Annotated in this window: 15 protein-coding genes; 8 read left to right on the forward strand and 7 right to left on the reverse strand. The window is 31.5% G+C overall.

Annotated features, from left to right (window positions below):
- Both AXE80_RS11010 and AXE80_RS11015 read left to right on the forward strand, forming a co-directional pair.
- A complete protein-coding gene (locus tag AXE80_RS11010; RefSeq protein WP_068827242.1) occupies positions 1–1,185 on the forward strand; it encodes an efflux RND transporter periplasmic adaptor subunit in 1,185 nt (394 codons plus the stop codon).
- A 144-nt stretch (positions 1,186–1,329) separates the two neighbouring features.
- Positions 1,330–1,956: a 2OG-Fe(II) oxygenase gene (locus tag AXE80_RS11015; RefSeq protein WP_068827244.1), complete on the forward strand. Its 627-nt coding sequence runs from the start codon at positions 1,330–1,332 to the stop codon at positions 1,954–1,956.
- 33 nt (positions 1,957–1,989) lie between these two features.
- On the opposite strand, the gene AXE80_RS11020 is transcribed toward AXE80_RS11015, so the two are convergent.
- Positions 1,990–3,030, reverse strand: a complete 1,041-nt coding sequence (locus AXE80_RS11020; RefSeq protein ID WP_068827246.1) for a GMP reductase — start codon at positions 3,028–3,030, stop codon at positions 1,990–1,992.
- A 118-nt stretch (positions 3,031–3,148) separates the two neighbouring features.
- Here AXE80_RS11020 and AXE80_RS11025 point away from each other — a divergent pair, with 118 nt between their 5' ends.
- Positions 3,149–3,715 (forward strand): uracil-DNA glycosylase family protein, encoded by a 567-nt coding sequence (locus AXE80_RS11025; RefSeq protein ID WP_068827248.1) that lies wholly within the window; start codon positions 3,149–3,151, stop codon positions 3,713–3,715.
- Here AXE80_RS11025 and AXE80_RS11030 read toward each other — a convergent pair.
- Complete coding sequence (locus tag AXE80_RS11030; protein WP_068827250.1) at positions 3,708–4,565, reverse strand: AraC family transcriptional regulator; 858 nt, start codon at positions 4,563–4,565, stop codon at positions 3,708–3,710. The genes AXE80_RS11025 and AXE80_RS11030 overlap by 8 nt on opposite strands.
- A gap of 87 nt (positions 4,566–4,652) precedes the next feature.
- On the opposite strand from AXE80_RS11030, the gene AXE80_RS11035 reads away from it, so the two are divergent.
- Genes AXE80_RS11035 through AXE80_RS11050 form a run of 4 tightly spaced genes read left to right on the forward strand, consistent with a single transcriptional unit; the run spans position 4,653 to position 8,155 of the window.
- Positions 4,653–5,591, forward strand: a complete 939-nt coding sequence (locus tag AXE80_RS11035; RefSeq protein WP_068827252.1) for a polysaccharide deacetylase family protein — start codon at positions 4,653–4,655, stop codon at positions 5,589–5,591.
- A gap of 50 nt (positions 5,592–5,641) precedes the next feature.
- Positions 5,642–6,655, forward strand: a complete 1,014-nt coding sequence (locus tag AXE80_RS11040) for a zinc-binding alcohol dehydrogenase family protein (RefSeq protein WP_068827254.1) — start codon at positions 5,642–5,644, stop codon at positions 6,653–6,655.
- 3 nt (positions 6,656–6,658) lie between these two features.
- Positions 6,659–7,048, forward strand: coding sequence for a hypothetical protein (locus AXE80_RS11045; protein WP_068827256.1), 390 nt, complete (start codon positions 6,659–6,661; stop codon positions 7,046–7,048).
- A gap of 3 nt (positions 7,049–7,051) precedes the next feature.
- Positions 7,052–8,155 (forward strand): alkene reductase, encoded by a 1,104-nt coding sequence (locus tag AXE80_RS11050; RefSeq protein WP_068827258.1) that lies wholly within the window; start codon positions 7,052–7,054, stop codon positions 8,153–8,155.
- 67 nt (positions 8,156–8,222) lie between these two features.
- Here the strand turns inward: AXE80_RS11050 and AXE80_RS11055 are convergent, their stop codons facing one another.
- Entirely contained in the window at positions 8,223–9,179 is a 957-nt protein-coding gene (locus tag AXE80_RS11055; RefSeq protein WP_068827260.1) for an acetyl-CoA carboxylase carboxyltransferase subunit alpha, read from the reverse strand.
- Positions 9,180–9,327: 148 nt separating this feature from the next.
- Here AXE80_RS11055 and AXE80_RS11060 point away from each other — a divergent pair, with 148 nt between their 5' ends.
- A complete protein-coding gene (locus tag AXE80_RS11060; protein WP_068827262.1) occupies positions 9,328–10,068 on the forward strand; it encodes a tyrosine-protein phosphatase in 741 nt (246 codons plus the stop codon).
- Between the two features lie 42 nt (positions 10,069–10,110).
- On the opposite strand, the gene AXE80_RS11065 is transcribed toward AXE80_RS11060, so the two are convergent.
- From AXE80_RS11065 to AXE80_RS11080, 4 genes are all read right to left on the reverse strand, one after another.
- Complete coding sequence (locus AXE80_RS11065) at positions 10,111–11,043, reverse strand: pseudouridine synthase (protein WP_068827264.1); 933 nt, start codon at positions 11,041–11,043, stop codon at positions 10,111–10,113.
- 48 nt (positions 11,044–11,091) lie between these two features.
- Complete coding sequence (locus AXE80_RS11070; RefSeq protein ID WP_068827266.1) at positions 11,092–12,006, reverse strand: geranylgeranylglycerol-phosphate geranylgeranyltransferase; 915 nt, start codon at positions 12,004–12,006, stop codon at positions 11,092–11,094.
- A 13-nt stretch (positions 12,007–12,019) separates the two neighbouring features.
- A complete protein-coding gene (locus AXE80_RS11075; RefSeq protein ID WP_068827268.1) occupies positions 12,020–12,946 on the reverse strand; it encodes a mevalonate kinase family protein in 927 nt (308 codons plus the stop codon).
- Positions 12,947–13,017: 71 nt separating this feature from the next.
- On the reverse strand, positions 13,018–14,103 hold the full coding sequence (locus tag AXE80_RS11080) for a diphosphomevalonate decarboxylase (RefSeq protein WP_068827270.1): 1,086 nt from the start codon (positions 14,101–14,103) through the stop codon (positions 13,018–13,020).
- Between the last annotated feature and the right edge of the window lies 1 nt (position 14,104).

Consider the following 14,104-nt stretch of genomic DNA (forward strand, 5'->3'; position numbering starts at 1 on the left):
ATGAAAATATCTATAACATATATTATTAGCAGTTTACTTGTACTAAGCATTCTAACATCTTGTAAAGGGGCTACAGAAAGTAATAATCATCATGAAGAAGAATCACACGAAGAACATCATGAAACCAATACACATTTAACCAAAAATCAAATAGCAAGTATTGGTTTAAAGTTGGGAGATTTTTCTAAAATAAAAGTAAACGATTATGTAAAAGCTACAGGAGTATTGGGATTACCCCCTAATGCTTATGCTTTTGTAAATGCTAAATCGGCAGGAATTGTATCTGGACATAAAAAATTTATTGAAGGTAATTTCATCAATAAAAACGAAATAATTGCCTATTTAGAACATCCTGATTTTATTGCTAAACAACAAGAATTTTTAATTACCAAAGCAAAGTTAGATTTGCAAAAAATGGAACTAAAAAGACAACAAGAATTGATGGAAGCCCAAGCGGGAGTTGCTAAAAGTTTACAAACTGCCAAAGCAGAACTTGATATATTAAAAGCTACTTATATGGGATTGTCTCAACAATTGTCTTATTTGGGAATTAACACTACATCACTTAGCCCAGATAATATTCAAAAACAAATTCCGATTAGATCTCCTATGAGTGGATATATTACTAAAATTAACATGCACAATGGAGTATTTGTACAGCCTAGCACCTCTTTAATGGAAATTGTAGCCGATGATCACTTACATTTAGAATTAGATGTTTTTGAAAAAGACATTGAAAAAATTAAAGTAGGACAAAAAATTAGCTATACCACTCCAGCCGTAAACAGTATTTTGTATCAAGGAGAAATTAGTGTAATTGGTAAAGAGTTTAACAGTACTTCTAAAACCGTAAGAGTTCACGGACACTTAGAAGGAAAAAGACCTATATTTTTAAAAGATTTATTTATCAATGCAAAAATTTGGATGAATGATATAACTGTAAATGCTTTGCCAGAAAATGCTATTATTAATGAAGGTAACAACAGTTTTATATACGCTGTTCTAAATGAAAATGATGAAGAAACTGAATTCCTAAAAATTAATATTAAAACAGGAGCTACCAACAATGGTTATACGCAAGTTACTCCTATTGATAAAATACCTGAAAATGCAAAAATTGTAACCGAAGGAGCATATTATGTTTATGCGCAATCTAAGAACGGAGAATTAAGTCACGAACATTAAACAAAAAAAACATCTATTTACTAATTCAAAACACTTTGTAGAAAAATTTCACAACAAAGTGTTTTTACTCTCTATTAAAAATTTTATTGTTTAAAAAAAATATAATCTCCTAAACATTATTAAAATCAGCTAATTTAGGCGGTTATGAATAACGAATTAACCACAGTACAAGAAGAGCTTCAGTTTGAAGCTTTGATTGATGGACTCTTAAATAATCAGTACGGATTTACAGAGAGTTTTTTGGATATTGACATTATTTCTGGACTAAGAAACAATCTTTTTAAATACAGAGAAAATGGTGAAATGTATCCAGCAGGAATCGGTAAAAAGTTCGACTATCAAAAAAACACTTTGGTAAGAGGAGATTTAATTAAATGGTTTGATGAAAACACTACCGATAAATATGAACGTTTATTATTAGATAAAATAAACAGGTTTATTACTTATTTAAACAGAACTTGTTACACCTCTATAAACGCATCAGAATTTCACTATGCTACATATGAGGTTAACAGTTTTTACAAACGTCATTTAGATCAATTTAAAAGTGAAAAAGGAAGAAAATTTTCTTTAGTGATTTACTTAAACGAAGATTGGTCTACAGAAGATGGTGGAAAATTATCGTTGTATATTAACGAAACTAAAATAGATGATGTATATCCACTAGAAGGTAGGGCTGTATTTTTTAAAAGTGATGAATTAGAACACGAAGTGCATCCTTCTTTTACAAGAAATAGAATCAGTATTGCAGGCTGGTTAAAAAGTGTTTAAAACCAAAAGAGTCAGAATTATCTGACTCTTTTTTTATTTAGTATACACTCTATTTTCTTGCTCTGCTACTCTAATAAAAGTAGTTCTTTTGGTTAATTCTTTTAAACGCTGTGCTCCTACATAAGTACAGGTACTTCTAATTCCTCCCAAAATATCCTGAATGGTTAACGCTACTTTTCCTCTATAAGGCACTTCTACCGTTTTTCCTTCACTAGCTCTATATTCTGCCACACCTCCTACGTGTTTTTCCATTGCAGTAGCAGAACTCATTCCGTAAAACTGTTTAAATTTTTCTCCATTTTTTTCGATCAACTCCCCTCCACTTTCATCATGACCTGCTAGCATACCTCCTAACATTACAAAATCTGCTCCGGCACCAAAGGCCTTTGCCACATCTCCTGGAGTAGCACAACCTCCATCACTAATAATTTGACCACCTAAACCATGAGCAGCATCAGCACATTCTATAATAGCTGATAGTTGCGGATAACCAACTCCTGTTTTTACTCTTGTAGTACAAACAGAACCAGGCCCAATACCTACTTTAATGATATCTGCACCAGATAGTAATAATTCTTCTACCATTTCTCCTGTTACTACATTCCCTGCAATAATTACTTTATCTGGATATAAATTTCTTGTATTCTGAACAAAACCTACAAAATGTTCTGAGTATCCATTTGCTACATCAATACAAATGAATTTTAAATGAGGATTTTCAGCCAATACAAGCTTTAATTTTTCAGCATCCTTAACGCCTGTACCAGTACTAATGGCAATATAATTTTCTATTCCTTTGGGAGCTGTTTTTAAAAATTGATTCCATTCTTGAGTAGAATAATGCTTATGAACAGCTGTAAAAATACAATGTTCTGATAATGCTAAAGCCATTTGAAATGTCCCAACAGTATCCATATTCGCAGCCATAATGGGTACACCACTCCAACTTGCTTTAGAATTTAAAAACTTAAACTCTCTATCTAAATTTACTTGAGCTCTACTTTTTAAAGTAGAACGTTTAGGTCTAATCATTACATCTTTAAAACCTAGTTTGATATCATATTCAATTCTCATAGAAATGTAGTTTTAGCTATACTCTTAAATTTACAAATTGTTTAAAAGTATATTTCCCATCAAAAGTCATTTCTATTCATGACTTATTAACAATAAATTTTAATAGATTTATCAGTAAATGAAAGAATTACTGAGCAACATAAAACAATGTAATATTTGTTTACCACACTTAAGTGATGGAGTAAATCCAGTATTATCTGCACATCCAAAAAGTAAAATTGCCATTATTGGTCAAGCTCCCGGAAGTATTGTTCACAAAACAGGGATTCCTTGGGATGATAAAAGTGGAGAACGTTTGAGAGATTGGTTAGGTGTAGATAAAACAACATTTTACAATAAACAAATTTTTGCCATAATTCCTATGGGGTTTTGCTATCCTGGCAAAGGAAAAACGGGAGATTTACCTCCTAGAAAAGAATGTGCTCCTACTTGGCATCCACTTTTGTTTGAACAACTAAAACATATAGAAATCATTATTCTTATTGGGAGTTATGCTCAAAATTATTATTTAAATAATGCTAAAAAAACACTTACTGCTACTGTTAAAAATTATCAAGAATATCTTCCAAAGTTTATCGTGCTACCTCATCCATCTCCAAGAAATAATATTTGGCTTAAAAAGAACGATTGGTTTGAAAAAGACAATCTTCCGTTTTTAAAAAAACATCTCAAAAAAATTATTTAGAATTGAACTCTTTTCTATAAGCTGTGGGATTCTTCCCTCTATATTTTTTAAAAGTTTTATTCATGTGACTTGCATCATTAAAGCCTACTTTATCAGCAATTTGAACAATAGTAAAAGTACTTTGTTTAATCATTCTTTCTGCAATCATTAGCCTTGTTTCTAAAATCATACTTTTTAATCCCTGACCTGTATGTTTCTTTAAATAAGTACTCACGTAATTGGGAGACAATAAAAACATCTCAGCCAAATGTTGTTGGGTTAACAAATCTTTATTCTGTATGTTTTTCCTAATATAGCTTAGCACCTTGCTAATTTTTTCTTTTTCTAGTTGATTTACTTTTGAGTTTGAAGTATTTTTTTTCTCTAAATTTCTAGCCACTATTAGCATAATGGCTCCAAAAAGTTCTAAGACTAATGCCCTTGTATAAAAATGATTAGAAACATATTCCTTTAGCAACATTCCCGTTAATTGAAATAATGCTTTTTTATCTTCTTTATCTTTTATAATACACTCTGGAATTGTATTGGGCTTGTACAAAATAGTCTCTACCATTTCTTTCCAAATGGTTTGTTTATCAAAATTTTGTTTTTCTAAAAATATCTGCTCCGTAAACTTTATATAAATAAATGTAGTAGGCGCTTCTATAACAAACTCATGCCAATCTTCTGGAGTTAGCAAAAACACATGTCCTACACTATAATCAAAAGAAACATTATTTAAAATGTGTTTTCCACTCCCTTCTTTAATTAAAATTAATTCATAAAAATTATGAGTATGAGAATCATGAGGCCACGTTTCTAAAGTAAACTCAAATACATTTAAGGCATATTTGCTAAACAATCTTTTCATGGAGTTTTTTTTTACAAAAATACAATGTTTTTTTACAACATATAAACTTAGTGCTCTAACTAATTTTGAAATAAAAAAGAACACATTATGAAACCTTTTATAAAATCGACATTTATCCTTAGTCTTTTCATTATGGTAACTACCAATATTCAAGCACAAAAAAAGCAACAATATTGGCCAAATAATGCCCAATTAGTGATTTCATTCTCTATGCAGTTTGAAACTGGTGGACAACCTGAAGGTGCAGAAAGTCCTTTTTCAGGAAATCCGTTACCAAAAGGAAATTTTGATTTTCCTGCAGAAAGTTGGTTTAGATATGGAGCCAAAGAGGGAGTTTATAGAATGTTAAGGTTGTGGAAAAAACACAACATTAAAGTAACTTCTCATGTGGTTGGAGAAGCTGCTATTAAATACCCCAAAGTAGCCAAAGCCATTGCAGATGGCGGACATGAAATTGCGGCACATGGTATTGCATGGGATGACCAATGGAATATGAGTTATAAAGATGAATATAATTTTATTAAAAAAGGAATTGACACTGTAGAAACCATAACCGGACAACGAGGAATTGGATACAATGCCAATTGGCTAAGAAGAGGTCCTAATACTTTAAAAATATTACAAGATTTAGGTTTCCTTTATCACATTGATGATTTAAGTCATGACGAACCCTTTATCACTAAAGTTCGTGGTAAAAACTTTGTGGTGATGCCTTATACTTTAAGAAATAATGATATTGTAAATATTGCAGGAAAAAATTGGAGTCCAGATCAATTTTTAGCTCAATTAAAAGCTGAGTTTGATCAATTATATGAAGAAGGTGCCAGTCAACGTAGAATGATGAGTATTAGTTTACATGATAGAATTGGAGGCGCTCCATCAATAGTACATGTGGTTGATGAATTTATTGAATATGCTAAAAAACACAAAGGAGTAGTTTTTATGAGAAAAGATGATATTGCCAAAATGATTCAAAACGACCCCAACACTCCAATTGACAATTCCGAGATAGAGTTCAACAAGTAAACTTTATTAGCAATATAAAAGACAAGTATTTAACTTTAACAAAAAAGATTATGAAAGCCATTGGATTTAAAACCTCATTACCTATTACCGAAGCAGATAGTTTTATTGCTTTTGAAACAGAAACACCTAAACCTACAGGAAAAAACTTATTAGTTAAAATAGATGCAATTTCTGTAAACCCTGTCGACTTTAAAATTAGACAAAATAGCGCTAAAGACACTGTGCTTGATACTCCTAAAATAATTGGTTGGGATGCAATTGGAACTGTAGAAGCTGTTGGAGAAAACAGTACTTTATTTAAACCGGGAGATCAAGTTTTTTATGCTGGAGATATTACCAAACCTGGTTCTAATGCAACACATCAAATGATAGATGAACGTATTGTGGGGAAAGCTCCTAAAAAAGTTTCAGCAATACAAGCAGCAGCGATGCCATTAACCGCATTAACAGCTTGGGAAATATTATTTGATAGAATTAGAATTTCTGCAACAAAAGACAAAAACAAAAGCATACTTATTATTGGTGGTGCTGGTGGTGTTGGTTCTATTGCTATTCAATTAGCAAAAAAAGTGGCTGGATTGACTGTTTTAGCAACAGCCTCTAGAGAGGAATCAGCTAACTGGTGTAAACAAATGGGAGCTGATCATATAGTGAATCACAAAGATTTAATTAACGAAATACACAATGCTGGATTTAAACATGTTGATTATATTTTAGACTTTGTAGACACCAATAGTTATTGGGACATAATGGTTGAGTTGATTAAACCTCAAGGACATATTGCTTCTATTACAGGATCTTCTAACCCAATTGCTCTAAACAAACTAAAAACCAAAAGTGTTAGTTTTTCTTGGGAGTTGATGTATACCCGCTCAATGTTTGAAACAGAAGATATGATTGAGCAACATCACATCTTAAACAAGATTGCTGATTTACTAGACAACAAGACCATCACATCTACATTAAATCACACATTGCAAGGATTTACCGTTGATAATTTAAAACAAGCTCATCAAATGCTTGAAAGTGGAAAAACCATTGGTAAAATTGTGATAGAATATTAAGTCATGAAATCGACAACTATTCATACAAAAGGAAATTGGAACGCCCCTTGGACCAATGCTTTAAAAAAAGCTATAGAAGATGCTAGAAATAACACTCAAGTTGGAGAAAATTTATTAATGCAAACTCCTGATATGAAAGTATGGAGTATCCATTTACCTGTTGGTCAATCGTTGCCTTTTCACAAACACAACAAACCCTATTTTTATGTTGCTTTAAACAATGGAACATCACGTTCATATCATCACGATGGACACATAACCGAAACAGATTATAAAAAAGACGACACCAAACATTTTGAGCACTTAAATGATGAAAATTATTTTATTCACAATTTAGAAAATATAGGAACTACAGAATTAAATTTTATCACAGTAGAATACTTAAAAAAATAAACCATGAAAAAAATAGACCTATTTACCCCGTATAAACTAAATCACCTAGAATTAAGTAATCGTTTTTTAATGGCTCCTATGACTCGATCTAGAGCAAGCCAACCAGGAAATATTCCCAATGCTTTAATGGCTGAATATTACGGTCAACGAGCAAGTGCTGGGATTATTATTACAGAAGCCACTCAAGTTTCCTTACAAGGTCAAGGTTACGCAAAAACTCCAGGAATTTATACTCAAGAACAAATTGAGGGTTGGAAATTAATAACCGATGAAGTTCATCAAAAGGGAAGTAAAATATTTTTACAGCTATGGCATGTTGGTAGAGTTAGTTCTTCTAAAGTAAACGGATTGCAACCCATAGGACCATCTGCTAAAATAGCCAAAGACACCAATGTTTATATTTTTAATGGTGCTCCAAACGGTGATGCTACTTTTGTTCCCGTAGAAGAACCCAAAGAAATGGATGCTAATGATATTAAACAAGTGATAGAAGAATTTAGAGTTGGTGCTAAAAATGCTATTGCTGCGGGTTTTGATGGCGTAGAAATCCACGGAGCTAACGGATATTTAATAGATCAGTTTTTACGTAGCAACAGTAATCAAAGAGCAGATGAATATGGAGGTTCTAAAGAAAACAGAGTTCGATTATTAGAAGAAATTACCACAGCGGTTGTAAAAGAAATTGGAGCTGAAAAGACAGGAGTAAGATTATCGCCATTTATTAGTTTTAAAGACATGAACGATCCTGAAATTTTAGAAACCATAATGATTGCCACAAATAATTTAAACAAGCTAAACATTGCTTATATACATTTATGTGAGGCCGATTGGGACGATGCTCCAAAAATTCCTCAAGATTTTAGAGTGAACTTGCGCAAAAACTTTAAAAACACCATTATAGCAACAGGGAATAAAACCCCTAATGAAGCCAATGAGTTATTAGAAAGCAATTTAGTAGATTTAATTGGTTTTGGTAGAAACTTTTTAACCAATCCTGATTATCCAAAAAGAGTAGCAAAAAATGCTCCTTTAAACCCTATTTCTGACAATCACACTTTATTTGGAGGAGGAACCGAAAGAGGTTACACCGATTATAATTTCCTATAGATAGGGAATGCTACAAAACAAAAAATCCCGAGTAAAACTCGGGATTTTTTTATTATTTAATAGTAATTTACTTCTCTTCGTAAACCCCCATGTTAGCGTATTTCTCAATACGTTCATTTACCATATTGTCTACATCCTTAGCTTGTAATTCTCCTAGTAACTTAACAATCGTTTCTCTAACAGTATTAAAAGTAGTTTCTCTATCAGAATGTGCACCTCCTAATGGCTCTGGAATTACTCCATCTACCAATTTTAAAGTACTCATATCTTTAGATGTTAATTTTAAAGCAGCTGCTGCTTTTTCTTTAAACTCCCAAGATCTCCATAAAATAGTAGAACAGTTTTCTGGAGAGATTACAGAATACCATGAGTTTTCCATCATTAATACTCTATCTCCAACTCCAATTCCTAAGGCACCTCCAGAAGCTCCTTCACCAATAATAATTGTAATAATAGGTGTTTTTAACACACACATTTCAAAAATGTTACGTGCAATTGCTTCTCCTTGACCACGCTCTTCTGCTTCTAAACCAGGATATGCTCCAGGAGTATCAACAAAAGTAACTACAGGAATTCCGAATTTTTCTGCCATACGCATCAAACGTAAAGCTTTACGGTATCCTTCAGGGTTTGCCATTCCAAAGTTTCTGTACTGACGCATTTTGGTATTGATCCCTTTTTGTTGACCAATAAACATAAAACTTTGATCTCCTATTTTTCCTAAACCACCAACAATAGCTTTATCATCTTTTACAGTTCTGTCACCATGTAACTCCATAAAAGTATCCCCAGCTAGTGCCTTTATATAATCAAGGGTATAAGGTCTGTTTGGGTGTCTTGACAACTGAACTCTCTGCCAAGGCGTTAAATTTTCGTATATATTTTTCTTAAGATTGATGATTTTATCCTCTATCTCTTTACAAGTATTGGTCACATCAACTTCACTCTCTTCACCAATTATGGCACATTTTTGTAACTGTTCTTCTAATTCCTTAATTGGTAATTCAAAATCCAAGTATTCCATCATTATAAATTTTGGCTAATGGCAAATATAGTAAGTTATACGGATTAACATTCTGTTTTATTTAATTTTTAATTAACATTATATAGACTTAACCTATGTCAGTTTTTAAAAAATAGCTTACTTTGTAAAATATTATAGAGGATTGATTATGGGAATATTTAACAACAAAATAAACATTAGCGAACTCTACCCCAAAGGTTTAGTTGATATTCACTCACATTTGCTTCCAGGAATAGATGATGGAGCAAAAACTATTGAAGATTCCATAGGTCTTGTTAAAAGAATGCAAAAACAAGGAATTAACAATTTTAGAATTACCCCACATGTATTAGGTGGTGTTTGGGAAAATAGTTCTGAGCTTATTAAAGAAAAAGAAGCCGAACTAAAGGCTGCATTAATTGAAAATGGATTTCATGATGTTAATATTCATGCATCTGCTGAATACATGTTAGATGATAATTTTAGCCAATTATTAGAAAATGATGACTTATTACCTTTAAAAGACAAATACATTTTGGTTGAAATGTCTTTTTTTAATCCTCCTTTTAATTTAGATGATCTTTTATTTCAAATTCAAGTAAAAGGATATATTCCTGTTTTAGCACATCCTGAACGATATAATTATTATCATGATAATATTGCTCAGTATGAAAAGTTAATTGAAGCTGGATGTTTGTTTCAGTTAAACCTATTGTCTTTAACAGAGCAATATGGAAAACCTACAACCAAAACAGCCTATACACTATTAAAAAAAGGAATGTATACTTTTGTGGGTACAGATACGCATCATAAAAGACACATCCATTTAATAAAAGAGATTGCTACCAAAAAAAATAAAAAATTATTAACTCCTTTGTTTGAAAATAATATTGAAACATTTTCATTTTAAACATAAAAAAACCTCAACAAATTTGTTGAGGTTTTTATTTTTTTAGGCATTATTAAGATTGATAACTTCTTGTTCTGTTAAATGTCTATAATGACCTCTTGGTAAATCTTTTTTGGTTAATCCTGCAAAAATTACACGATCTAGTTTTACTACTTTATATCCAAAGTGTGCAAATATTTTACGCACAATACGGTTACGACCAGAGTGAATTTCTATTCCCACTTCATTTTTAGACTGACCTTGAACATAGGCTACATCATCAACAAAAACTTTTTTATCGTCAATGATTGGACCTTCTGAAATAGATTGTAAATCTTTTAAAGATACTTTATGATCTAAAGTAGCATGATACAATTTACGCTTGTTGTGTTTTGGATGAGTTAATTTTTTAGCCAACTCTCCATCATTGGTAAACAACAACAATCCTGTAGTATCTCTATCTAATCTACCAACTGGATAAATACGTTCTTTACAAGCTTTAGAAACCAAATCCATTACAGTTTTTCTACCTCTTTCATCTTCCATGGTAGTAATGTAATTCTTTGGTTTGTTTAATAAAACATATCTCTTTGTTTCTGGATTGATTAATACATTGTCAAAACGTACTTCATCAGTAGGTTGTACTCTGTATCCCATTTCGGTAATAACTTTACCATTTACAGTAGCACTACCAGTTTCTATATAGGTATCTGCATCTCTACGAGAACAAATTCCTGCATTAGAAATATATTTATTTAAACGGATTCCTGTTTGTTTTGAAGCAACAGTAACAACTCTATTTTTAGGAGCATTACCTGTTGGTTTTGTCTTGTTAAAAGGTTTCTTTTTAGCAAAGGACTTTGCTCCTTCTTCATTAGTAGCGTCTGCAGGTCGTTTAGTAAAACGCTTACTATTTGGTTTAAAACTTCCAGAAGGTTTTCCTTTACCTCCTTGACCTTGTTGTCGTCTTCCCGACGAGTTTTTATTTGTACTCATTTTATAAATTTTGAATGGCAAAATTACGAAACAATCTGTAATAAAATACTATATTCTTACTTCATTTAATATCCTGATTAACAAGACAGAAGTATCTATTAACGAAAGACTAAAAACCCCCATCACCAATACGACTCTTAAAAAATTATGAAGTAGAAAATAATGTTTGTTTGTTTTAGCGATATATAATAAAATTAAAAACAAAGGCCCCCAAATAATACTTGAATAAAAATAGTACCTCATACTCCCAACCTCTGGAAATCTAAGTAAAAAATAAGTTGGAATTGTTAATAGAGCCAATAAAACATATACATAAACTTTTACTTTATCCTCTCCATATTTTAACACTAGAGTTTCTCTATTGGTTAATAAAGCCCCTTTAGCCCTTTCAAAATCTTTAATAAACTCCTTTAGCAACACCAATAAATACAGGTATAAACCGTGAGTAATAATTAATTCTGATATATTTTCGTAGTACACAAAAATCACAAAAAAAGGCAAAATATCTAAAATAGATACTGATAAAATTCTTACCAGTGGATACTTTTGTAATTTGTGAGAATACAGCCATATTAAAAAAATATACCCTGCGAAGAAAACTCCTGCTTTCCATGAAATAATCATTCCTAAAACAAAAGCAATAAAGTTTAAGGTAAAGTAAACTTGAAGTTTGGTTTTTTGGCTTACCCAGTTTCCTATATGAGTCTTAACTGGCTTGTTAATCGCATCAATAGAAGCATCGTAAAAATCGTTGATGATATACCCTGAAGACACTACACTAATAGTAGACAATACTACCAAATGCAAATGCCAATCAACCATTACTTCTCTTAAAGTTTGATTAACAGTAAAAACAAAAATAGCAGCTAAATATTGGGCAACAGTTAAAAGCATGATATTGTAGCCTCTTACTACCGAAAATAATGCTAAAATTTTATGCCTTGTTGTGGCTGCTTTATTCATAGCTGGTTAGACTTTAAAATCTGTACACCAATTCTAAACGATGACCTGCCAAAGAAGTTTTTGCTTTTTCAAAATCAGCAGCAAATCCTAAAATGTATCCACCACCACCAGAACCACAAAGTTTTAAGTAATAATCATTAGAGTCAATTCCCTTTTTCCATAAAGCATGAAATTGTTTAGGAATCATTGGTTTAAAATGATCTAAAACTACTTTTGATAGTTTTTTAACATTTCCAAACAATGCTTTTGCATCACCATGTAAAAAGTTATCAATACAAGCATCTGTATGAATAACAAACTCTTCACTTAACATTTTACGGAAACCATCATTTTTCATTTTTTTCATAAAAATGTTTACCATTGGCTCCGTTTCTCCAATCATATTTGAATCTAATAAAAATACAGCTCCTTTACCATTTTGTTGATAAGGAATCCCTACTGACTCTACATCGTTCTTTGATTGAATTAATATTGGTAAACTTAAATAACTGTTTAAAGGATCTAATCCAGAACTTGTTCCGTGGAAAAAAGATTCCATTAAACCAAAAACTGTTTTTAATTGTAATAATTTGTCTTTGGTTAAATTTTCTAAAACAGTGATTTTATCTTTTGCATATTGATCGTAAATAGCAGCTACAATAGCACCTGAACTCCCTACTCCATATCCTTGAGGAATGCTAGACTCAAAATACATTCCATCAGCTAAATCTTGTTCTAATTGCACCAAATCAAAAGAAACCAAATCTGTGTCTAAATCTTTTAAGTATTTAAAATACTTTACTAAGTTTTGATTAGATTTTAACTTATCACCTTCTAAAACATCAGCTAATTTAAACGCTCCTTTATAAGAATTATAAGGAATTGCTAAGCCTTTAGAGTCTTTAATAATTCCATACTCACCAAATAGCAAAATTTTTGCGTAAAATAATGGTCCTTTCATAGTTTAGTTTTTTGTGCAATATGCTGCGCGCAATGAACTCTGCAAAGATAAACAATTAAAATGGTTAATAACTAGATTGTTAATTGTTTAGCACCAGTCCCTACACAATCGTGAATATATGATTGGTCTTTGCAATACACCGATAATTTATTTTTAATAAACTCTTGTACTGGTTCTTTTTCGCTTTCAGGATACAATAAATGTACGTTAGCCCCCGCATCTAAAGTAAAACACAATTTACTTCCGGTCTTTTTTCTATATGCCCAAACCTCATTAATCACTTGTAAAGTATTAGGTTTCATTAAAATAAAATACGGATTACTAGTCATCATCATGGCGTGTAAAGTTAAAGCTTCACTCTCTACCAATTCTATAAACTTATCCACATCACTATTGGCAAAAATATCTTTTATCTTATTGATGTTTTCTTGTGCTTGTATAAACCTTTGAGCTGCAAATGGATGTCCGTGCATTAAATTATGCCCCACAGTACTACTCACTTGTTTTTCACCTTTATCTATCAACAAAATAGTATCCTGATAATTTTTAAAAACAGCAGCAACACCATCAACATAAGGAACTCCATATAAATCCGAACTTCCTTCAATATTTTCGTGCTCGCCCCAAACAACAATATCTCCTTTTACACTTCTACAAGCACTTCCGGAACCTAAACGAGCTAAAAAAGAGGCCTTTTTATAAAATGCTTCTTCTGTTAAATTAATGTTGATTTCTTTTTCTATACTCATTAAACACAAAGCAATAGCACTCATTCCACTTGCCGAAGAAGCAATTCCGCTACTGTGAGGAAAAGAATTTTTAGTATCAATCACAAAATGATATTCCCTTAAAAAAGGAACATACTTTTCTATTCTCTTAAAAAAAGTTTCGATTTTTGGCTTAAAATCTTCTTGCTCTTTACCATCTAAAACCACCTTAAAATCATAAGTACCTCTTAAATCTTTCCTTTTCCCATAGGTTAAAGTTGTGGTGGTATGACAATTAGATAAAGTAAAACTAATTGAAGTATTTTCTGGTAATTGAGGATTTTTCTTTCCCCAATATTTTACTAAAGCGATATTACTTGGGGTTTGCCAAGTAACTTTTCCTGATGCTTTACTTGCGGCTAAAGACTTTGGGATAAATTTTTGCTCCATT

Source organism: Wenyingzhuangia fucanilytica, from assembly GCF_001697185.1.
Lineage (GTDB): Bacteria > Bacteroidota > Bacteroidia > Flavobacteriales > Flavobacteriaceae > Wenyingzhuangia > Wenyingzhuangia fucanilytica.